At 66.2% G+C, this 20,414-nt stretch carries 20 protein-coding genes; 7 read left to right on the top strand and 13 right to left on the bottom strand.

All coding sequences use genetic code 11. The annotated features are described in order from the left end of the window. Positions 1–29: 29 nt before the first annotated feature. Entirely contained in the window at positions 30–707 is a 678-nt protein-coding gene (locus QOJ24_RS12635) for an ATPase (protein ID WP_526261617.1), read from the bottom strand. A 31-nt stretch (positions 708–738) separates the two neighbouring features. On the opposite strand from QOJ24_RS12635, the gene QOJ24_RS12640 reads away from it, so the two are divergent. Further along, positions 739–1,389 carry an MBL fold metallo-hydrolase gene (locus tag QOJ24_RS12640; protein WP_526261619.1) on the top strand — a complete coding sequence of 217 codons (651 nt, stop codon included), beginning with the start codon at positions 739–741 and terminating at the stop codon, positions 1,387–1,389. Between the two features lie 22 nt (positions 1,390–1,411). Here QOJ24_RS12640 and QOJ24_RS12645 read toward each other — a convergent pair whose 3' ends face one another. The 4 genes from QOJ24_RS12645 to QOJ24_RS12660 form a co-directional block, all read right to left on the bottom strand. Further along, entirely contained in the window at positions 1,412–3,055 is a 1,644-nt protein-coding gene (locus QOJ24_RS12645; protein WP_526261621.1) for an FAD-binding dehydrogenase, read from the bottom strand. A 21-nt stretch (positions 3,056–3,076) separates the two neighbouring features. Then, complete coding sequence (locus tag QOJ24_RS12650) at positions 3,077–3,781, bottom strand: DUF2334 domain-containing protein (protein ID WP_526261623.1); 705 nt, start codon at positions 3,779–3,781, stop codon at positions 3,077–3,079. 67 nt (positions 3,782–3,848) lie between these two features. Beyond that, the gene (locus tag QOJ24_RS12655; protein ID WP_526261625.1) at positions 3,849–4,346 is read right to left on the bottom strand and encodes a glutathione peroxidase; all 498 of its coding nucleotides are present in this window, start codon (positions 4,344–4,346) and stop codon (positions 3,849–3,851) included. Positions 4,347–4,364: 18 nt separating this feature from the next. Continuing rightward, positions 4,365–4,940 (bottom strand): TetR/AcrR family transcriptional regulator, encoded by a 576-nt coding sequence (locus QOJ24_RS12660; RefSeq protein WP_526261627.1) that lies wholly within the window; start codon positions 4,938–4,940, stop codon positions 4,365–4,367. A gap of 84 nt (positions 4,941–5,024) precedes the next feature. On the opposite strand from QOJ24_RS12660, the gene QOJ24_RS12665 reads away from it, so the two are divergent. Continuing rightward, the gene (locus tag QOJ24_RS12665; protein ID WP_526261629.1) at positions 5,025–5,498 is read left to right on the top strand and encodes a DoxX-related protein; all 474 of its coding nucleotides are present in this window, start codon (positions 5,025–5,027) and stop codon (positions 5,496–5,498) included. Here the strand turns inward: QOJ24_RS12665 and QOJ24_RS12670 are convergent. Both QOJ24_RS12670 and QOJ24_RS12675 read right to left on the bottom strand, forming a co-directional pair. Next, positions 5,430–7,574, bottom strand: a complete 2,145-nt coding sequence (locus QOJ24_RS12670; protein WP_526261631.1) for a S9 family peptidase — start codon at positions 7,572–7,574, stop codon at positions 5,430–5,432. The two genes, QOJ24_RS12665 and QOJ24_RS12670, sit on opposite strands and share 69 nt — an antisense overlap. Beyond that, positions 7,571–8,464 (bottom strand): phosphoribosylaminoimidazolesuccinocarboxamide synthase, encoded by an 894-nt coding sequence (locus QOJ24_RS12675; RefSeq protein WP_526261633.1) that lies wholly within the window; start codon positions 8,462–8,464, stop codon positions 7,571–7,573. Before QOJ24_RS12675 ends, QOJ24_RS12670 begins: the two co-directional genes overlap by 4 nt. Positions 8,465–8,504: 40 nt before the next feature. On the opposite strand from QOJ24_RS12675, the gene QOJ24_RS12680 reads away from it, so the two are divergent. Further along, positions 8,505–9,125 carry a hypothetical protein gene (locus tag QOJ24_RS12680; RefSeq protein WP_526261635.1) on the top strand — a complete coding sequence of 207 codons (621 nt, stop codon included), beginning with the start codon at positions 8,505–8,507 and terminating at the stop codon, positions 9,123–9,125. A gap of 104 nt (positions 9,126–9,229) precedes the next feature. Further along, positions 9,230–10,090, top strand: coding sequence for a DUF559 domain-containing protein (locus QOJ24_RS12685; protein ID WP_526261810.1), 861 nt, complete (start codon positions 9,230–9,232; stop codon positions 10,088–10,090). Between the two features lie 7 nt (positions 10,091–10,097). On the opposite strand, the gene QOJ24_RS12690 is transcribed toward QOJ24_RS12685, so the two are convergent. From QOJ24_RS12690 to purB, 3 genes are read right to left on the bottom strand one after another with little or no spacing between them, the layout of a single operon-like run. Beyond that, positions 10,098–10,955, bottom strand: a complete 858-nt coding sequence (locus QOJ24_RS12690; protein WP_526261637.1) for a tellurite resistance/C4-dicarboxylate transporter family protein — start codon at positions 10,953–10,955, stop codon at positions 10,098–10,100. Further along, on the bottom strand, positions 10,952–12,199 hold the full coding sequence (locus tag QOJ24_RS12695; RefSeq protein ID WP_526261639.1) for a cytochrome P450: 1,248 nt from the start codon (positions 12,197–12,199) through the stop codon (positions 10,952–10,954). Before QOJ24_RS12695 ends, QOJ24_RS12690 begins: the two co-directional genes overlap by 4 nt. Continuing rightward, on the bottom strand, positions 12,196–13,614 hold the full coding sequence (gene purB / locus QOJ24_RS12700) for an adenylosuccinate lyase (RefSeq protein WP_526261641.1): 1,419 nt from the start codon (positions 13,612–13,614) through the stop codon (positions 12,196–12,198). The genes QOJ24_RS12695 and purB overlap by 4 nt, the downstream gene beginning before the upstream one ends. Before the next feature lie 53 nt (positions 13,615–13,667). Between purB and QOJ24_RS12705 the strand changes: the two genes are divergently transcribed. Continuing rightward, positions 13,668–14,525, top strand: coding sequence for a DUF429 domain-containing protein (locus QOJ24_RS12705; RefSeq protein WP_526261643.1), 858 nt, complete (start codon positions 13,668–13,670; stop codon positions 14,523–14,525). A gap of 2 nt (positions 14,526–14,527) precedes the next feature. On the opposite strand, the gene QOJ24_RS12710 is transcribed toward QOJ24_RS12705, so the two are convergent. Both QOJ24_RS12710 and QOJ24_RS12715 read right to left on the bottom strand, forming a co-directional pair. Then, on the bottom strand, positions 14,528–15,952 hold the full coding sequence (locus tag QOJ24_RS12710) for an amino acid permease (RefSeq protein WP_526261644.1): 1,425 nt from the start codon (positions 15,950–15,952) through the stop codon (positions 14,528–14,530). 101 nt (positions 15,953–16,053) lie between these two features. Beyond that, positions 16,054–16,704 (bottom strand): TetR/AcrR family transcriptional regulator, encoded by a 651-nt coding sequence (locus tag QOJ24_RS12715; protein WP_526261645.1) that lies wholly within the window; start codon positions 16,702–16,704, stop codon positions 16,054–16,056. 129 nt (positions 16,705–16,833) lie between these two features. Here QOJ24_RS12715 and QOJ24_RS12720 point away from each other — a divergent pair, with 129 nt between their 5' ends. Continuing rightward, a complete protein-coding gene (locus QOJ24_RS12720) occupies positions 16,834–17,781 on the top strand; it encodes an alpha/beta hydrolase (protein ID WP_526261647.1) in 948 nt (315 codons plus the stop codon). 4 nt (positions 17,782–17,785) lie between these two features. Here the strand turns inward: QOJ24_RS12720 and purD are convergent, their stop codons facing one another. After that, positions 17,786–19,054 carry a phosphoribosylamine--glycine ligase gene (gene purD, locus QOJ24_RS12725; RefSeq protein ID WP_526261649.1) on the bottom strand — a complete coding sequence of 423 codons (1,269 nt, stop codon included), beginning with the start codon at positions 19,052–19,054 and terminating at the stop codon, positions 17,786–17,788. Positions 19,055–19,145: 91 nt separating this feature from the next. Here purD and QOJ24_RS12730 point away from each other — a divergent pair, with 91 nt between their 5' ends. Further along, on the top strand, positions 19,146–20,408 hold the full coding sequence (locus tag QOJ24_RS12730) for a cytochrome P450 (RefSeq protein WP_526261651.1): 1,263 nt from the start codon (positions 19,146–19,148) through the stop codon (positions 20,406–20,408). The last annotated feature ends 6 nt before the right edge of the window (positions 20,409–20,414 follow it).

Raw genomic sequence — 20,414 nt, forward strand, 5'->3', positions numbered from 1 at the left:
ACTCTACCGGCGGCACCGGCTGGACCGCCTCATCGGCACGAATCGATGTAGGCCGTGCACAGCGGGGCGGCCATGGCATCGAGGATCTGCGGGTCGGCAACCGCAGGCCAGTCGACGCGTGGTGGGGTCGTGGCAAGGAGCGCCACCTCGACGATGGTGCTGTTGCGCGGGTTGACCAGCAGGTATTGGTGTAGCACCGCCTGACCGGGCAGCACCCCGCTGATCACCGCGGTCACCCGGTCGGGGGCGTCGGTGGTCAATGACGGCGATGTCAGCGGCGAGGTCGACTGGCAGCCGCGCAGCGCGGCGACGGCCTTGTCGAAGACGGCCCCAGCGAGTTGGCCGCCACGCCAAGTCTCACCTCGCCAGTGCACCACCTGAACCTGTAGCTGCCACTGGCCGTCGGGTTGCGGCACGGTGGCTCGCGCGGAGACCGCGTAACCGCGGGGATCGTCGGGAACCGGCGGCACTGCGCAGGCCTCTTCGAACCGGAAGCGGGGGTTGGTGGTGGTGACGGCGACGCCCGCCAGGCCCGGCCAGCGGTATGTCGGGTACAGCGGGATCTGCGTCGGGTCGATCCATGCTGAGTTCGGGATGCGATCACAGATCGGCGGGCAGTCCGCCGGCATCGCATGCGCAGGCCCGACCGCCCCCGGCGCGGTCGCCAACCCGCAGGCCGCCAGTATCGCCGCCACCATCTTCCGCATCGCCCACCACCCCTGAGCGCACAATATAGGCATGCAGCTCACCCATTTCGGCCATTCATGCCTACTCGCCGAGTTCCAAACCGATTCCGCGACGACGACCGTCCTGTTCGACCCCGGAAATTTCTCGCACGGCTTCGAGGGCATCAGCGGGCTGGACGCCATCCTGATCACTCATCAGCATCCCGATCACGCCGATACCGAGCGGCTGCCCGCCCTGCTGGACGCCAACCCGCAGGCCGCGCTGTACGCCGATCCGCAGACAGCCCAACAGCTGGGCGATCCGTGGCGCGCGGTGAACGTCGGCGACGAGTTCACCGTCGGCTCGTTGACGGTCCGGGGCGTCGGCGGCAAGCACGCGGTGATCCACCCGGAGATCCCCGTGATCGACAACATCTCCTATCTGATCGGCGACGGGGAGCACCCGGCCCGGCTGATGCATCCCGGCGACGCGCTGTTCACACCCGGCGAGCCGGTGGATGTGCTCGCCACTCCCGCGGCCGCACCGTGGATGAGAATCTCTGAGGCCGTTGACTTTTTGCGTGCCGTCGCACCGGCCCGCGCGGTCCCGATCCATCAGGCGATCATCGAGCCCAACGCTCGCGGCATCTACTACGGCAGGCTGTCGGAGATGACCGACACCGACTTCCAGGTTCTCGAGGCCGAGAACGGCACCCAATTCTGACCAGCGGCTCAGCCGCGGCCTTCTAGGCGGTATCGCGCGCGGCGGCTCTGCCCGCGGCGCGGCCGGAGAACACGCAGCCGCCGAGAAATGTGCCCTCGAGCGAGCGGTAGCCGTGCACACCGCCGCCGCCGAACCCGGCCGCCTCACCTGCCGCGTAGAGTCCCGTGAACACGCCGCCGTCGTCGCGAAGCACTCGTGAGTCGAGGTCGGTCTCCAACCCGCCCAACGATTTTCGCGTGAGAATGTGCAGTTTCACCGCGATCAGCGGGCCTGCCTTCGGATCGGTCAGCCGGTGCGGGGCGACGACGCGGGTGAAGCGGTCGCCGAGATAGCCGCGAGCGGCCCTGATCGCCGTCACCTGGCTGTCCTTGGTGAACCGGTTGGCAACCTCTCGGTCGCGCGCGGTCACCTCCGCTTCGACGGTGGCGTAGTCCAGGGGCGTGACGTCGGGAACGGTGTTCATCGCGGACACCAACTCGCGCAACGTGGTTGCGCTGACGAAGTCGACTCCCTTGTCGACGAATGCCTGCACCGGCGCGGGCGCGCCGGGCCGAACCCGGGCCAGCACATCGGAGATGCTGCGCCCGGTCAGGTCGGGGTTTTGTTCTTGACCCGACAGCGCGAACTCCTTGGCGATGATGCGGGCGTTGAGCACGAACCAGGTGTAGTCGGCGCCGGTGCGGGCGATGTGCTCCAGCGTTCCGAGGGTGTCGAAGCCGGGGTACAGCGGCGCGGGCAACCGTTTCCCGGTTGCGTCGAGCCACAGCGACGACGGTGCGGGCAGAATTCGGATGCCGTGGTCGGGCCAGATGGGGTCGTAGTTCGTGATGCCCTCGGTGTAGTGCCACATCCGGTCGCTGTTGATGACGTGCGCACCCGCCGACTCGGTGATGCCGATCATTCGGCCGTCGACGTGCGCGGGCACACCGCTGAGCAGCTGCTCGGGTACCCGACCCATCCGCTTCGGCCAGTTCTGCCGAACCAAATCGTGGTTGCCGCCGATACCGCCGCTTGCGACTATCACCGCCTGTGCTCGGAACTCGAACTCCCCGATGGTGTTTCGTGTCGTCGCGACCCCGCGCGCCGCGTCCGTCGGCTCCAGCACCGCACCGCGCACGCCGACGACCGAACCGTCGGAGACGATCAACTCGTCGACGCGGTGGCGATGGGCGAAGGTGACATTGGCTTTATCTGTGAGTCGGCGTGTGAAGACCTCGACGATCGCTGGGCCCGTCCCCCAGGTGACATGGAAGCGCGGCACCGAGTTGCCGTGGCCGCGTGCGTCGTAGCCGCCGCGCTCGGCCCAGCCGACCAGCGGGAAGGTGCGCAGCCCGCGCTCCCGCAGCCAGCTGCGCTTCTCGCCGGCCGCGAAGTCGACGTAGGCCTGTGCCCATTGCCGCGGCCAGTGGTCCTCCGGCCGGTCGAATCCGGCCGCGCCGAGCCAGTCCTGCAGCGCCAACTCGTGGCTGTCGCGGATGCCCAGCCTGCGCTGTTCAGGGCTGTCGACGAAGAACAGGCCGCCGAACGACCAGAACGCCTGACCGCCGATGTTGGCGGCGTTCTCCTGGTCGACGATCAGGACCCGACGGCCCCGCTCGGCCAGTTCACAGGCGGCGACGAGACCAGCGAGCCCCGCTCCGACGACGATGACATCAGCATCTGCCATGGCCGCCAATGTAGCGGTCGGTCATGCGGCGCCGGTCAGCGCCGGATAGGGCCGCCAGTCGTAGATCGCGGGCGCGCACTGATGCATCAGTGCCAGGTCGATCGCGTCGAGCATGGCCTGACGAGGTCCCGGGGATCGCAGATGCCGCGCCGCCACGCCAACCCGGACGATGCCTGACCGGCGCGCCGTGCGGTCGGCCGACATCACCAATGTGCGACACCACCAGGGCTCGGAGAGAAAGCCCTCACCGATCCCAAGCACCCTGGCGCGCACCACCGTCCTTCGCGCCAGGTCGGTGATGCCGCTCAGGCCGGCAAGCAAGCGAAACCCGTTACGCGGCAACGCGTCTACCGTTCCCTGCGATACCGTCCAGCCCGGTGCGGCGAACAGCCGGGTGCGCAGCCCGAGGTGCTCGAGCACCCTGTCGGCACCCATCAGCCGAAGGTTCGCCTCGTGTGCGGGCAGGGTAGCGAATTCGCCGCGCCGTTTCTTCGTCGCCGCCTCGTCGAAGCCGTGCAGAACGATGGCGTCGCCCCGGTGTCGCCGACCGGCCAACCACTCGACGGTCTGTGCGTCGTTGTCGAGCCGGTAGCCACCCTTGAGCCGGGGCGCGACGAGGAACGATGCCGGTACAGCCCGCTGGTCCAGCCGTGTGCAGAACGCCGCAACGTCGGGCAGCGTCTGCTCGCTGATACCGGAGATCGAGACGATCAGTTGTCCAGCCACGCCGGCATTGTCGCAACGACAGGTGTCGCAACGGTTTACGACACTCTTCCAGCAGTTGACTATTGCGCTATCGCGGCAGGATCGCCTCGATGGCCTCGACGACGTCCTTGGCGTCCGGCTCGGTACGCGGGCGGAACCGCCTGACCACCTCACCACCGGGCGCGACCAGGAACTTCTCGAAGTTCCACTGCACGTCGCCCGACTCTCCTTCGGCGTCGGTGGCCTTCGTCAGCTCAGCGAACAGTGGGTGACGGCCCGGGCCGTTGACATCGATCTTGGCCAGCAGCGGGAACGTGACGCCGTAGGTGCCCGAGCAGAACGTCTGGATCTCCTCGGCGCTGCCCGGCTCCTGGCCCATGAACTGGTTGCACGGCACGCCGATCACGGTCAGCCCCCGGTCGCCGTAATCCTGCGCAAGCTTCTCCAGCGCGGTGTATTGCGGCGTCAGACCGCATTTCGACGCGACGTTGACGATGAGTGCTGCGCCGCCAGCCAGCTCGGCGAGCGTCGTCGTGTTGCCGTCCAGTGTGGTGAGTGCGATGTCGGCGAGCCGCGTGTCCGTCATGGCCCGCAACATTACCGGCTAAGTCTGTCGTGTCACTTCAGTCCCGTACAGCATTCCCGCGACCCGGTGCACGGTGGCTATCGGATCGGTGTCATTGTCGATGGCCTTGTTGAGCCACAGCAGCGAAAAGCCGTGCACCAGAGACCATGCCGCAAGCTGAGCCGCCTGCGGATCGTCGTTCGCACGCGGATCGTCGAGGGTACGAACGCCCGCGGCCAGCTCGGCTCCGGCAGCCGTCTCGGCGACGACCAGTCCCTGGTCGGCCGGGTCGTAGAGCGATTTGTCGAACATCACGGCGTAGTGGCCGGGGTGGTCGATGGCGAAGCGGACATACGCCAGCGCCGCGTCGAGGAAGTCGGGCCGTGCGCCCGCGAGCGCGTCGGCGAGCATGCGGAATCCCTCGGTCGCCAGCGCGGTGAACAGGCCGCGGCGGTCGCTGAAGTGATGGGCAGGTGCGGCGTGTGAGACGCCCGCGGCACGGGCCAGTTCCCGCAGCGACAAGGCCGCCGCGCCACGCTCGGCGACCAGCACGGCGGCCTCGCCGAGGATGGTGGCCTTCAGATCGCCGTGGTGGTAGGTGTCCTTGCTGCTCACAGTATTATCGTAGCGGACAATCTTGACACTGGCTAGATTGCTGCTTACCCTGAATCTTGTCACTGTCTAGATTGGAGGCTGGAAATGGCACCTCTTATCGCTCTCGTGCTGGGAACGCTCGCCGCTCGGCTGGCCGGTTGGCTTGGCGCCGACTACGTCGGCAGCTGGCCCGCAGCCGTGGCCGTCGGGTTGTCGGCGATGTTCCTGGTCACCGGCATCGCGCACTTCGTCAATCCCCTGCGTCGGGATCTGATCGCGATCGTGCCACCGCAGCTACCTGCACTGGGTCCGATTGCTCCTCACGTCCGCGGCCTGCTGGTCACCGCCACCGGCGTGCTGGAAGTGCTCGGCGCCGTCGGTCTGCTGTACCCGGCGACAAGGCCGGTGGCCGCGATCTCACTCGGCGTGATGATGCTGGCGATGTTCCCGGCGAACGTCTACGCGTCACGGATGCCGAGCCCGCCGAAGTCGATGACCACGCAGCTGCCGCTACGGACGGTCGAGCAGATCGTCTTCATAGGCGCCGCCCTCGTGGTTGGCCTTGGCGGCATCCAGTAGCCAGGCGTACTGGAACGCCGCCTCCTTCCAGCGCTCGTAGCGGCCGCTGATGCCACCGTGGCCGGCGCTCATCTCGGTCTTCAACAGGACCGGGTGAGCGTCGGTTTTCGTATGGCGCAGCGCCGCAACCCATTTGGCAGGCTCCACGTAGTACACCCTGGTGTCGTTGAGCGACGTCATCGCCAGAATCGGCGGATAGTCTTTGGCCGTGACGTTCTCGTAGGGCGAATAGGATTTCATGTAGTAGTAGACATCGCTGTCGGCCAGGGGGTTTCCCCACTCATCCCACTCCGTCACGGTGAGCGGAAGCGACGGGTCGAGGATCGTCGTCAGCGGATCGACGAACGGGACCTGCGCGAGGAAACCCGCGAACAACTGCGGCGCCATGTTGGCCACCGCACCGATCAACAGGCCGCCCGCACTGCCGCCGAGCGCGACCAGGTTCTCGGGCCTGGTCACGTCGGAGTTGATGAGATGTGCCGCTACAGCGACGAAGTCGGTGAAGGTGTTCGCCTTCTCCAACAACTTGCCGTGCTCATACCAGGGACGGCCCAGTTCGCCGCCGCCGCGCACATGGGCGATGACGAACACCATGCCCCGGTCGAGCAGCGATAGCCGTGCTATCGAGAACCGTGGGTCCTCGCAGGATTCGTACGCGCCATACCCGTACAGCATTGTCGGGGCGGGGAATTGGAGACCCACTCGATGAATGATCGACACCGGCACCCGCGCGCCGTCCACGGCGACTGCCCAGTCGCGGCGTTCGACATAGTCCTCGGGACGGTAGTCGCCGAGGACCGGCTGTTCGCGCAGCAGCGTGCGCTCGCCGGTGGCCAGGTCGACGTCGTAGATGCGCACCGGGGTGACAAACGACGTCGCGCCGATCCGTAGCTTGGGTGAGTCCCAGTTGGGGTTGCCGGAAAGGCCCGCGGACGTCAACTCTGATTCGAAGGTGAAGTCCTCCGGCCTGCCGTAGGTGCCCTCGGCATAGAGCGGCCACAGCTGGATCCGCGGCAGTGCCTCGCTGCGATAGCTGACCACGATGTGACCGACGAACGCGTCGACGGCGTCGAGGCGGACGTCGTCGCGGTGCTCGATGAGCGTCCGAATGGAGGTCGGGTCGCTCACCGGCGCCTCGACCAGGGTGAAGTTCTCGGCACCGTCGTTGTGCAAGATGAGGAACCGGTCTTCGCCGCCGACGACGGCATGTTCGACGGAGTATTCGACCCGTTCGCGCCGGGGCCAGACCGGAACGAATTCGGCTTCCCCGTCGGTGGCGTCGGCGTAGCGGATCTCCGACGTCACGGAGCTACCCGCGGCGATGATGACGTACTTGTCGCTGCGGGTACGGCCGACCGCGAGCCAGAACCGCTCGTCGGGCTCGTGGTAGACCTTCTCGGCGGGCAGGCCCGCGCCGACCCGGTGTCGCCACACGGTGTCCGGCCGCCACGCGTCGTCGACCGTCGTGTAGTAGACGGTCCGGTTGTCGGCGGCCCAGGTAGCGCCTGCGCCGATGCCGGCGATCTCGTCGTCGTAGAGCTGGCCGGTCCGTAAGTCCTTGAATCGCAGGGTGTATCGCTCGTCACCGCGGACGTCCACCGAGTAGGCCAACGTATGGGCGTCAACGCTTACCGACGCGGCGCCCATCGCGAAGAAGTCGTGTCCTTCCGCCTCCTCGTTCTCGTCCAGCAGCACCTGTTCGCCGCGAATCTCGGTGTGCTCGTCGAACTGCGGAGGTGCCCAGTCGTCGGGATCGGTTATCGGACAACGGCAGTGCACGTTGTACTGCTTGCCCTCGTAACTCCTGGTGTAGTACCACCAGCCGCCGCGGCGGATGGGCACCGACAGGTCGGTCTCCTTGGTGCGGGCCTTGATCTCCTCGAAGATCTTCTGCCGCAGCGGCGCCAGGTGGTCGGTGACCTGTTCGGTGTAGGCGTTCTCCGCCTCCAGATATTCGATCACCGCGGGGTCGGACTTGTCGCGCAGCCATTCGTACGGATCGACGAAGACGTCGCCGTGATGCTCGCGGCGGTGCTCCACCCGTTTCGCGACAGGGGGTGCCGACGGTTTCGTCACGCCTCGGCACCGATCCAGTCGGCGAACTTGAAACCCGAAATACGTTCGTAGGCGTTGATATAGCGTTCGCGGGTGGCATCCACGATGGTGGGTGGCAACGGGGGCGGTGGCTTGTTGCCGCCGCGATCCCAGCCCGATTCGGGACTCAACAGCCAGTTGCGGACGAACTGTTTGTCGAAGCTGGGCTGGACGACGCCCACCTTGTAGGTGTCGACGGCCCAGTACCGCGACGAGTCCGGGGTAAAGACCTCGTCGGCAAGCACCAGGTTGCCGTGCTCGTCGATGCCGAACTCGAATTTGGTGTCGGCGATGATGATTCCCTTCGTCAAGGCGTGGTCGGCGGCGCGGATGTAGGTCTGCAGTGTGAGGTCGCGCAGCTGGTTGGCACGCTCGGCGCCGACCATGTCGATCACATGGGCGAACGAGATGTTCTCGTCGTGCTCACCGAGGTCGGCCTTGGTGGCGGGCGTGAACAGCGGGAAGCCGAACTTGCTGGCCTCCGACAGTCCCGGAGGCAGGGCGATACCGCTGACCTCGCCGGACTTCTGGTAGTCCAGCAACCCGGAACCGGTCAGATATCCGCGCGCCACGCACTCCACCGGGATCATGTCGAGCTTGCGCACCACCAACGCCCGGCCGAGCAGCTCGGCGGGGATGCGCGGGTCGTCGGGCGGCCCCGCGAGGTGGTTGGCCGCCTTGGTGTAGTCGAAGAAGAAGACGCTCATCGCGGTCAGGATGCGGCCCTTGTCGGGGATCTCGTTGTCCAGGATGAAGTCGAATGCCGAGATGCGGTCGCTGGCGACGAACAGCAGGTGGTCGTCGTCAATGTGGTAAAGCTCGCGAACCTTGCCGCTGGCCAGATGCTCGTAGTCAGAAAGAGCTGGGCGCATCGGGTCAGCCTAGCGGTCCATTTGTGTTGGGATCGACGGCATGACATCGAGGTATGTGCCCTACGCCACCACACCCGCCCGGCTCCTCGGGCAGTTGATCAGCGACTTCGTCGTCGGCGTCTGGATCGCCATCTGGGTGGTGATCGGAATGGCGGTGCATTCGGCCGTCGCGACCATCGCCGACTTCGGCGCCGACGTCGAGACCGGGGCCGACGGGATCGCGGGCAATCTCGATCACGCCGGCGACAACGCCGACAACGTCCCGCTGATCGGCGATGCGCTGAGCAGCCCGCTGAGGGCGGCGGGTGGATTCGCCCGTGACATCGCGGGCGCGGGCGCGCAGCTTAACTCGACGGCGACGTGGCTGGCCTGGCTGCTGGCGCTGGCGGTCGCCGCGCCGCCGATCATGGCTATCGCGGGGCCGTGGCTGGTGCTGCGGCTGCGGTTCTTCAGGCGTAAGTGGGTGGCGCTGACGCTGGCGCGCACTCCTGCGGGCGAACAACTGCTCGCGCTGCGGGCGTTGGCGAACCGACCGCTGGCCAAGCTTGCGGCGATCAACGACGACCCCGTCGGTGCCTGGCGGCACGAGGACCCGGCGGCGATCAGTGGCCTCGCCGCGCTGGAGCTGCGATCGGCAGGCGTCGCCCGCCGCGGCACCTAGCCGTATCAGTGATTTCGGCGCGCTGATCGACGCTCAGCGCACGTGAGCGCGCCGAAATCACGATGTATGGAACCTGTGCGCGTCGCCGCGAGTCGATTCTCGATGTGCTCGATGAGGTTTTACGTTCACAGGATGGTGTGCTGACGCTCGCTGACGCCCAACGTGCCGGCCTCAGCCAGGCCGCCGTTGCCCGACGCGTGCGTTCGGGTCGTTGGCAACGTTTCGCGCCCGGCGTCTTTTTCGTCGACGACCGTCCGTTCACCGATGCCGCGCGGCTGCGCGTTGCGGTGTGGAGCTACGGCGGGCAAGCCACGGCGAGTGGGATGGCCGCAGCGTGGTGGCTGGGCCTGACACGGTTTGCACCGGACATTGTCGAGGTGACCGTGCCAAGGAACAGTCACGGCAGATGTCACGACGGCTGCGTGGTCCGTAGGCGTGATCTGAAATCAGCCGACATCGTCGAAGTCCGTGGTTTGAGAATCACGGAGTTGGCTTTGACTGTCATAGAAGCGTCGGTACGACCTCGCCGCAACGTCAAGTTGATGGACGCAGCGCTGCAACGTCGCGTCGACTTGACCGCCTTGTGGCGGGCGCATCTGCGCAACAAGGGTCGGTACGGATCACCCGCCGCACGACTGCTACTGCAAGCCGCTGCCGATGGTGCCCGCTCCCACGCGGAGCGGCTACTCATTCACATACTCAAGGCGGCGAGAATCACTGGGTGGGTGGCGAACTATCCCGTCGCCGGCTACCGCGTCGACGTCGGCTTCCCGAAGCAGAAAGTCGCGCTGGAAGTCGACGGGTTGGCATTCCACACCGATAGCGAGGACTTCCACCACGACCGGATACGCCAGAACGCCATCGCATTGGCTGGCTGGCAGGTGTTGCGCTTCACGTGGTTGGACCTGACCGAGTATCCGGACCGGGTGATCGCCGAGATCCGTAGTGCGATTTCGGCGCGCTGATCGACGCTCAGCGTATGTGAGCGCGCCCAAATCGCAGGGAGGTGAGGAGCCAGGCTGCGAGCGCGATCCAGAAGAACACCAGCGAGCTCGTCGTCAACGGGCGCCAGCCCGTCTCGACGGCCGTCGCGAACGTCGCCGAGGAGTACATGCCCAGCGGGAACACCGCCGCCCACCAATTCCCGCCGCGCATCCGCACCGTCGCAGCGGCGAGCACCGGGATCCACGCACTGGCGACGACCCACGTCACGATCGTCACCGGCCGAACGTCGGTGAAGCCTGCCTTGTGGATGTGATCGCCGGCAAGTGTGGCGATCGCGGCCCCGCCCATCAGAATCCAGGCGTCGGGCGCGAACAGGTCGGGCGCCGACGGTGCGTGCACCGCCCGCCACAGCACCAGGCCCGTCATCGCGCAGTAGAGGCAGATGCCCAACACCAGCAGCCCGATCGCCACGGCCACCAGACCGAGATCCGCTGCAACTATCGCCAGCCCGGCCGTCGCGACGCCGGCCAGTTCCCAGCCGCCGCGCGCGCGGTCGCGAAGGCCGGTCCACCGGTTTGGCCACATCGCCCGAAGCGCGATCGGTAGTAGTAGCAGCCAGCCGAGCAGCCCGACCACCCCGAGCGGCCACCAGGCCAGCCGCGTGCCGACGACCGCGCACGCCGCAACGAAGGTGAGCAGTTGGACGGGCACGTCGAGGTCGTCGAAGTCCGGCCGCAACCGCACGGTCGCCAGCACCGCCAGACCCGCGAGCAAAGCCACCGAGATGACCGCCAGCACATCGCTGAGGCCGTCAAAACCGTGGTCCGCCGCCGCGACTGACACGATGCCGGTGGCCATCACCGCCGCGAATGCGTCGGGTCTCACGCTTCCAGTTCGATGACGAGGTGACGAATACCGGTGTGCCGGTTGCTCCGGGTCCACTCAACCGGCTTGACGACGCGGACCGACGAGAACCGGCCTAGCAGCTCCTCGTAGAGCACCCGTAGCTCCAGCCGGGCCAGGTTGGCACCGAGGCAGTAATGCACACCTTGCCCGAAACCCAAGTGCGGATTGGGTTTACGACAGATGTCGAACACGTCAGGGTTGTCGAACGCCGCGCCGTCCCGATTGGCCGAGCCCTCCCAGATCTGCACCTTCTGCCCGGCCTCGATCCCGCATCCGGCCAGCTCGACGTCGCGTGTGGCGGTGCGTCGCTTCGACGGAGACGGCGACGTCCACCGGACCATCTCTTCGACGGCGGTCGGCAACAACGACGGATCTGCCCGCAACGCCGCGAACTGGCCGGGATGTTCTGCCAGCGCGAGCATTCCGCCGGCGACCGCGTTACGGGTGGTTTCCGCACCTGCGCTGAACAGCAGGCTGAAGAACAGGTACAGCTCGAGTTCCGAAAGGAAGGGCGCCGCGAGCCCTTCGGCGTCCAGCGTCGCGTTCGCGACCACCGACAGCATGTCGTCGGTCGGCTCGGCCCGCTTGGCCGCGATCAGCTCCTGGCCGTAGGCGTACATCCTGGTTCCGGCTTCCTCGGGCGTCATCTGGCCCACCGACGCCTTGCGCGAGCCACCGAAGTCGAACTGCGGCTCGATCGCCTCGAACAGCCAATGCCGTTCCGACTCAGGCACTCCCAACAGAATGCAGATCATCTGCATCGGCAGTTCGGCGGCGATCTCGACCAGGAAGTCGAGCGGCTCCCCTGGTTCGACCTCATCCAGGAGCCGACGGGCGCGGCCGCGCAGGTCGTCCTCGACCCTGCGGATCATCCGAGGTGTCAGCCCGGAGCTGACCAACCGCCTGATCTGTGAATGCCGCGGGTCGTCCATCATGTTCAGCACCTGGCCCGCAACGGCGAGATCCTGCAGCAGGGTGCCGCCAAAAGACCGCGTGCCGCCGGTCACCGACGAATATGTCTCCGGATCACGCAGCACTGCAAGCGTTTCCGCATACGTGGCCACCGACCAGAAGCCCTCGCCGTCCGGCGTGTTGTCGGTCGGTTGATGCCAGTAGACGGGTGCCTCGCGGCGATGCAACTCGAACAGGTCGTGCGGAAAGCCGTTGGCGAAGTTGTTCAGATCGGTGAAGTCGACCTGCGAGAGCGGGCCGGCCAAGGTCACAGGATCGCACCCGAGGTGTACTTCGCCGCCTCGGGATAACGGCTGACCAGTTCGTCCACCGCTGTGGCGACGGCGTCGATCTGACTGCCCGCTGCGCCGGTGAACGCCTGCTTGTCCGCCAGGGCCGCATCCAACGCCGCCCGATCCAGTGGCAATCGCTTGTCGGCGGCCAACCGGTCCAAGAGGTCGGGTTCGGCGCCCTTCTCCCGCATCGCCAACGCGACCGAGACCGCGTTCTCCTTGATGACTTCGTGTGCCGCCTCACGCCCCATGCCCGCGCGCACCGCCGCGATCAAGATGCGGGTTGTCGCCAGGAACGGCAGATAGCGGTCTAGTTCCCGTTGGATCACCGCGGGATACGCACCGAACTCGTCGAGCACTGTCAGGAAAGTCTCGGTCTGCCCGTCGATGGCGAAAAACGCATCGGGCAGTGCGACACGGCGCACCACCGAACAGAACACGTCGCCCTCATTCCATTGCGCGCCAGCAAGTTCGGCGGTCATCGACGCATAGCCGCGCAGTATCACCTGCAGTCCGTTGACGCGCTCGCACGATCGCGTGTTCATCTTGTGCGGCATCGCCGACGAACCGACCTGGCCCGGCGCAAAGCCCTCGGTCACCAGTTCGTGTCCCGCCATCAGCCGAATGGTGTGCGCAAGCGACGACGGTCCAGCACCCACCTGCACCAGCGCCGACAGCACATCGTGGTCCAGGGACCGCGGATAAACCTGTCCGACACTGGTCAGAACATCGGTGAAGCCGAGGAATTCGGCGATGCGGCGCTCCAGATCGACAAGCCGCGAGGTGTCACCGTCGAACAGGTCGAGCATGTCCTGCGCGGTGCCCATCGGCCCCTTGACGCCGCGCAAAGGGTAGCGGTCGATCAGCTCGCGCAGCCGAGACAATGCGATCAGCATCTCCTCTGCCGCGGAGGCGAACCGCTTGCCCAACGTCGTCGCCTGCGCCGCGACATTGTGACTGCGCCCTGCCATCACCAGGTCGCGATAGCTCAGCGCGCGCTCGGCCAGCCGCGCCACCACCGCGACGCCGTGCGAGAACACCAGTTCCAATGACCGGCGGATCTGCAGCTGCTCAACGTTTTCCGTCAGGTCCCGGCTCGTCATGCCCTTGTGCACATGCTGATGGCCCGCCAACGCGTTGAACTCCTCGATCCGCGCCTTGACGTCGTGGCGCAGCACCCGCTCGCGTTCGGCGATCGATGCCAGATCAACGTCCTCGATTACCCGCTCGTAGTCGTCGATCACGCCGTCCGGAACGTTGACGCCCAACTCGGCCTGCGCGCGCAGCACCGCCAGCCACAGTCGGCGCTCACCGACGATCTTGGCCTCGGGCGACCAGATCGCGACCATCTCGTCGCTGGCATACCTGCTGGCCAGCACGTTTGGAATCGCCACAAATACACAGCTTACGGCGGCGAGAATTGGCGCGGTTAAGGCACAGTAGCCCTATGCGCTTCGTTGGGCTCGATCTCGCCTGGGGCGAGAAAAACCAGACCGGTGTCGCGGCCATCGACGCCGACGGTCGGCTTCTGCATGTCGGTGCCGCCCGGGATGACGCCGACATCATCGACGCCATCGCTCCGTTCACGGCCGGCGACTGCCTCGTTGCTTTCGACGCGCCGCTGATCGTCAACAATCAGACCGGACATCGACCCGCCGAGACCGCGTTCAACCGCGATTTCCAGAGGTTCGACGCCGGCGCACGCCCCGTGTTCGCCGAGAAGCCCGAACTCAAGCATCCCCGCGCTGCCCGGCTGGCCGCAGCGCTCGACCTGGACATGGATCCCGCGTCGGCCTCGAACCGAAAGGCGATCGAGGTCTATCCACATCCGGCGACGGTGGTGTTGTTCGGGCTCGACAAGACACTGAAGTACAAGCGTGGATCCTTCGGGGATCGCCAGCGCGACCTGTTGAAGCTGATGACGCTCATCGAAGGGCTCGATGACGCGACACCGCGGCTGCGGGCCAACCGCAGCGTCGGCTGGGTGGAGCTTCGCAAACGGGTGGAGGCCGCGACGAAGCCGGTTCAGCTCGACCGCGACGAGGATCCCGTCGACGCGGTGCTCTGCGCTTACATCGCGCTCTACTGGTATCAACGGCCCGACGACGTCACCGTCTACGGCGACTTCGAAAACGGCTACATCGTGACCCCGAGCCTTCCGCCCGATCTCACGCCTGCTCCACGCAGACGCGTGGTGCCACCCCCCAGTGACGAACTCCACGAACGCCTTTCGCATCTCGAGGAGCTGCTCGCCCAGGCGCAGATCGAAGCCCGGACGATTCGCGAGCGGCTTTACCGGATGTGATGTCAGTCGGGCGCTTCGCCTAGCCGCGTCGGGTCCTTGATGCCGGCGTCCTGAACGCCGAGCCTGCGGTTGATCGCCATCGTGACGAAGAACAGCACGATCCCGATGACGACGAGGATGCCAGCAAGGATGTACTGCTGCGACGGCCGGCCCGACAGCGGCGTCACCAGGTACAGCGAGGTGATACAGCCGATGACCGGAAGAATGGTCGGCGTTTTGAAGTGCCCGCCCACCGCAACCACGTCACGACGCAACACCAGCACCGCGACGTTGACGACGGCGAACACCGCAAGCAGCAGAAGCGATGTCGTCCCACCCAGAACGCTGATCGCCTTCTCGTTGGCGAATGCCGTGACGTAGATGAGCAGGCCGACGGCGATGCAGGTGGTGAAGATGATGGCCACCCACGGGCTTCTGGTCCGCGGATGCACCCTCCCGAGCACCGGCGGCAGCACATGCTGACGGGCCATGCCGTAGATCAGCCTGCTGGCCATCAACATGTTGATCAGCGCCGTGTTGGACACCGCGAACATCGTGATGAACGGGAGGATCTTGTCGATCGGCAGCCCGGGCGCACCGGCCTTGACGACCTCCACCAACGGTGTGTCGCTGGCCTCGAGCTCGCCGATCGGCACCAGCGCCACCGCCACGATCGACACCAGGATGTAAACGATGCCTGCGATGCCGAGGCCGGTCAGCAGCATCTTCGGGAAGATCTTCGACGGATCCTTGGTCTCTTCGGCCATGTTGACCGAGTCCTCGAAACCGACCATCGCGAAGAAGGCCAGCGAGGTGGCCGCGGTCACGGCCATGAAGACGTTCTTGTCCTCGGGGGTGTCGAACGCAACCACACGCGAGAAGTCCACATCCGGGTTGCCGGTGAACGCCCACAGCCCTACCAGAATCACCAGGAGCAGGCCGCTGATCTCGATGATCGTCAGGAACACGTTGAGCTTGACGCTTTCGCCCACCCCACGCAGATTGATCAGAGCGAGCGCGATTATGAAGAACAACGCCAGCGCGACGATTCCGGCAGTCCCCAGACTGAAATCGAAGCCTTTGAAGAAGTTCGAGGCGAAGGTTCGGGCCGCCGTCGTCGCCGAGGTGATACCGGAACACATCACGACGAACGCAATCAGGAACGTCACGAACTGTATGCCAAATGCCTTGTGCGCGTAAAGCGCAGCCCCGGCCGCCTGAGGATATTTGGTGACCAATTCGAGGTAGCTGAACGCGGTGATGGTGGCGATGAGAAACGCGACGAGGAACGGAACCCAGGCGGCCCCACCGACTTCGGCCGCGACGTCACCGGTGAGCGCGTAAACCCCGGTGCCAAGGATGTCACCGACGACGAACAGCAACAGCAGACCAGGGCCCATCACCCGCTTCAGTTCGGGTTGCTGTTCGGCGGTATCGGTCCCGGCCATTGCACCTCCCTGTCAGATGGCTGTGAGTAGGCCCATCATTGACCAGCACCAACCGCACTGCACCCGCAATGGTGCAAACAGGAACGAGACCGTGAGTGGAATCAGCCGGGAGCGGCAGTGAGCAGCGGCGCGGAGATCGGCGACGTGATCGGGGCGAGCACATCGATGACGTCGATCAACGTCGCGCGCGCGGTGCCGCGCGGACCGTCGACGTCATCGACGAGCGCCGCCACCACCGCCCCGTCGACGGCGCACACCAACGCAGACACGAGTTCGGCACGAACCGACCGGCCGCACAGGTCCACGACCTTGACGACCGCATCGGTCCGCTGCTGCAGAATTCGCCGCTGTACCTCGCGTAGAGCGGGCTGACGCGCGCATGCGATGTAGCGCTCGTACCGCGAGATCAACTGCTCGCTCACCTGGCTCTCGGGATCGTCGCCGACGAGCAGATCCACCAACACGTCGACGGTCGCCTCGGCCCCGCGACGGCGACGCGACAACCCGGCAACCCGCTCACGCAGTTGCTGTGCCTCGAGTGCGCCGACGTGCTCGACGGCCTTGACGATCAGGTCGTCGAGGGACGAGAAGTAATAGGTCGTCGCCGCCAAGGGGAGACCGGCCCTGCGCGCCACGGCACGGTGACGCACAGCATCGAACCCGCCTTCGCACAGCAACTCGGCGGCCGCAGTCACCAGTGCGTACTTCCTGCGTACGCCCTTGGGTGTCACCGCCGCCGTCACTCCTTGCATGCTGCCAGCCACACGACGTCGAAATGGCTCTTTCGGCTAAAGCTAAGTCTTTACACAGGAAGTCGGCGCGCCTACCGATTTGGATGCATTGCCCAAACGCCGGCCGCGGGTACGCCAACATCCAATGGCATGATGGCCCGCATGCCAGAGCACCAAGGCAATCAGCACCGAGGCAAGCAATGGAGCCGCCGGGCGATGATGCGACTCGGTGTCAGCGCGGCGGCAGGGGCCGCGGGCGCCTTCGCATTCGGCACACTGCGCGAGTCGGGTCCGTCGATCGCGGGTCCACCGGTGGAGATGACGAGCGCCGGCACCCCGCTCGCACCGTTGGCACCGCCCGCTCCGCTTGAACCGGCGGCAACCGCGGCTCCGACGTACACCAGCGGGTCGTTCGTGTCGGCCGCACGCGGAGGCATCGACACCAACTGGGCGATCGCGCGGCCGCCGGGACAGACCCAGCCGCTCAGACCCGTCATCGCGCTGCACGGTAAGGGCGCCGACGCGGCACAGGTGATGGCCGGCGGTGTGGAGCAGGGCTTGGCTCAGGCGGTCACCGCGGGGCTGCCGCCATTCGCGGTCGTCGCCGTCGACGGCGGCGGGGGCTACTGGCACAAGCGCGCTTCGGGTGAGGACTCCGGCGCAATGGTGCTCGACGAACTGATCCCGATGCTCGCATCGCAGGGCCTTGACACCTCGCGCGTGGCGTTTCTCGGCTGGTCGATGGGCGGTTACGGCGCGTTGTTGCTCGGCGCGCGGCTCGGCCCCGCGCGTACCTCCGCCGTCTGCGCGGTCAGCCCGGCGTTGTGGACATCGTCAGGTGCGGCCGCCCCCGGCGCGTTCGACGGCGCCGACGACTACGCCGCCAACAGTGTGTGGGGTCTTCCGGCTCTCGGGTCCATACCGATTCGAATCGACTGCGGCAACAGTGATCCGTTCTACTCGGCGACGCAGCAGTTCATCAAGCAGCTGCCGAACCCGCCCGCAGGCGGGTTCTCACCCGGTGGACACGACGGTGGGTTCTGGAGTTCGCAGCTGCCTGCGGAATTGGAGTGGATCGCGCCGCTGCTGACGGCGTAATCGACTAGACCTGGATTCGCCCCTCGGCCGCCGCCAGCCCGATATCGCTGCGAAAGTGACTGCCGGGCAACCGGATCGACTTCATCAGGGCGTAGGCGTCGTCGCGGGCGGCAGCCAGGTCGGCGCCGGTGCCGACCACAGAGAGCACCCGCCCTCCCGATGAGACGACGGCCCCATCGTCGCGACGCGTGGTGCCCGCGTGCAGAACCCCGTCCGCTTCGGCGCCGGTGATCACGTCGCCGACCCTGGGACGGCCCGGGTAGTTCTCGGCAGCCAGCACGACGGTCACCGCCGCGCCGTCGCGCCACTGCAATGGCGCCTGCTCCGCCAGGTTGCCGGTGGCCGCGGCACGAAGCAACTGGCCGAGCGGTGAGTCGAGCAGGGCGAGCACCGATTGGGTCTCCGGATCGCCGAAGCGGCAGTTGAATTCGACGACCGAAGGGCCCGTCGATGTGATCGCCAGGCCCGCGTAGAGAAGTCCGGAAAATGGGCTTCCCCGGTCGACCATCTCTGCGGCAACGGGTTTCACGATGTCGTCGACGATCTGGTTGACCACCTCGTCCGGTAGCCATGCCAGCGGAGCGTAGGCGCCCATGCCTCCGGTGTTCGGCCCGGTGTCGCCGTCGCCGACCCTCTTGAAGTCCTGCGCGGCCAGCAGCGGCACCACCGTCTCGCCGTCGACGACACAGAACAGCGACACCTCGGGACCGTCGAGGAATGTCTCGAGAAGAACCGGATGTCCGGCGTCGAGCAGGCCGGCCGCATGCGCTCTCGCGGCGTCCCGGTCGGTCGTCACCACTACGCCCTTGCCCGCGGCGAGGCCGTCGTCCTTGACCACCCACGCCGCTTCGCCACCGTCGGGGCCGAAGCGATCCAACGCGGAGTCGAGGCGGGCCGGGTTGTCGACAATCTCGCTTCGTGCGGTCCGGACGCCTGCAGCCGACATCACGTCCTTGGCGAACGACTTCGAGCCTTCGATGCGGGCCGCGTCCTTCGTCGGCCCGAAGCAGGCGATCCCGGCGGCCCGGACCGCATCGGCCACACCGAGCACCAGGGGCACCTCGGGACCGATCACCACAAGATCTGCGCCGATCTTGCCTGCCAGTGCCACCACCTCGTCGCGCGAAGTGATGTCGACGTCGTACTGATCGGCGATCGCGGCGGTACCGGCGTTGCCGGGCGCGATCGCCAGGGTTTCCACCTCAGGGTCTCTGCGCAGGGCTAGCAGCAGCGCATGTTCGCGGGCACCGGATCCGATCACGAGGACGCGCACGATTGCCAACCCTAACGGCACCATCGCACGACGGGGCGTCATGTCCAATTAGTTCGGCCATACACTTGACTCGGCGGTGTATGGTCGGCATATGGCAACGACTCAGGCATGCCCCTTCGGCTCGAATGATCCCCGGGTCACTTCGTTCCTACCCGCCGAAGGCTTCGACTTCACCAATCCCGACATCCTGGAAAAGGGCATTCCGGTGGCCGAGTTCGCAGAGCTGCGAAAAACGGCGCCGGTGTGGTGGAACGAGCAGCCCGAGTCGATATTCGGTGACGGCGGTTACTGGGTGATCACCCGCCATGAGGACATCAAGGCGATCTCTCGCGACGGCGATCTTTGGTCGACGAACCGCAAGGGCGTCGTCATGCGCATGCCAGAAGGCACCACGCCCGATCAGCTGGAGCTGACAAAGGCGATGCTGATCAACCACGACGCACCCGAACACACCCGCCTACGCAAGCTGGTGTCACGGCTTTTCACGCCAAGGGCGGTCGCCACCCTGGAGGAGAAGCTCGCCACCGCGGCCCGCGAAATCGTCGCCACGGCAAGGGAAAAGGGCAGCGGCGATTTCGTCGACGACATAGCGATGCGCCTGCCGCTGCTCGCGATCGCGGACATGCTCGGAGTGCCAGAAGACGATCGCGAGAAGTTGTTCGGCTGGACGAACTCCATCATGAACACCGAAGATCCCGATTTCGAGTCGGACTACGTCGCTGCCAACGCCGAGCTGATGGGCTATGCGTACACCATGGCCGAGGAGCGGCGCCGCTGTCCGGCCGACGACATCGTGACGAAGTTGGTCCAGGCCGACGTGGACGGCGAATGGATGGACGACGTCGAATTCGCGTTCTTCGTCATCCTGCTCGCAGTGGCGGGCAACGAGACGACTCGCAACGCGATGACGCACGGCATGAACGCGTTTTTCGAGAACCCGCAGCAGTGGGAACTGTTCAAGCGGGAGCGCCCCGAAACAGCCGCCGATGAAATCGTCCGGTGGGCCACGCCGGTGCACTGCTTCCAGCGCACCGCACAGGCGGACACCGAATTGGGCGGGGTGACCATCCGCGAGGGACAGCGGGCCGGCCTGTTCTACAGCTCGGCCAACTACGACGACGCCGTTTTCGAGCGGCCGTTCGAGTTCAACATCTCGCGCGACCCCAACCCGCATCTCGGTTTCGGCGGAAACGGCGCGCACTTCTGCATCGGTGCCAACCTGGCCCGCATGGAGATCAAGCTGATCTTCAACGAGATTGCCGACCAAATACCTGATATTTCGAAACTGGAAGAGCCGCAACGGCTTCGGTCAGGGTGGCTCAACGGCGTCAAGCGGCTCTCGGTGTCCTACTAGGGTTAG

Origin of the sequence: Mycobacterium sp., from assembly GCF_032159775.1 — a bacterium.
Taxonomy (GTDB): Bacteria; Actinomycetota; Actinomycetes; order Mycobacteriales; family Mycobacteriaceae; genus Mycobacterium.

What these genes read in the sequence shown, in the direction of transcription:
- QOJ24_RS12665 (WP_526261629.1), top strand. Translation starts at nt 5,025, where the DNA reads ATGGCACCTCTTATCGCTCTCGTGCTGGGAACGCTCGCCGCTCGGCTG.
- QOJ24_RS12705 (WP_526261643.1), top strand. Translation starts at nt 13,668, where the DNA reads ATGCGCTTCGTTGGGCTCGATCTCGCCTGGGGCGAGAAAAACCAGACC.
- QOJ24_RS12715 (WP_526261645.1), bottom strand. Translation starts at nt 16,704, where the DNA reads ATGCAAGGAGTGACGGCGGCGGTGACACCCAAGGGCGTACGCAGGAAG.
- QOJ24_RS12675 (WP_526261633.1), bottom strand. Translation starts at nt 8,464, where the DNA reads ATGCGCCCAGCTCTTTCTGACTACGAGCATCTGGCCAGCGGCAAGGTT.
- QOJ24_RS12730 (WP_526261651.1), top strand. Translation starts at nt 19,146, where the DNA reads ATGGCAACGACTCAGGCATGCCCCTTCGGCTCGAATGATCCCCGGGTC.
- QOJ24_RS12710 (WP_526261644.1), bottom strand. Translation starts at nt 15,952, where the DNA reads ATGGCCGGGACCGATACCGCCGAACAGCAACCCGAACTGAAGCGGGTG.
- QOJ24_RS12720 (WP_526261647.1), top strand. Translation starts at nt 16,834, where the DNA reads ATGATGGCCCGCATGCCAGAGCACCAAGGCAATCAGCACCGAGGCAAG.
- QOJ24_RS12640 (WP_526261619.1), top strand. Translation starts at nt 739, where the DNA reads ATGCAGCTCACCCATTTCGGCCATTCATGCCTACTCGCCGAGTTCCAA.
- QOJ24_RS12635 (WP_526261617.1), bottom strand. Translation starts at nt 707, where the DNA reads ATGCGGAAGATGGTGGCGGCGATACTGGCGGCCTGCGGGTTGGCGACC.
- QOJ24_RS12680 (WP_526261635.1), top strand. Translation starts at nt 8,505, where the DNA reads ATGACATCGAGGTATGTGCCCTACGCCACCACACCCGCCCGGCTCCTC.
- QOJ24_RS12655 (WP_526261625.1), bottom strand. Translation starts at nt 4,346, where the DNA reads ATGACGGACACGCGGCTCGCCGACATCGCACTCACCACACTGGACGGC.
- QOJ24_RS12645 (WP_526261621.1), bottom strand. Translation starts at nt 3,055, where the DNA reads ATGGCAGATGCTGATGTCATCGTCGTCGGAGCGGGGCTCGCTGGTCTC.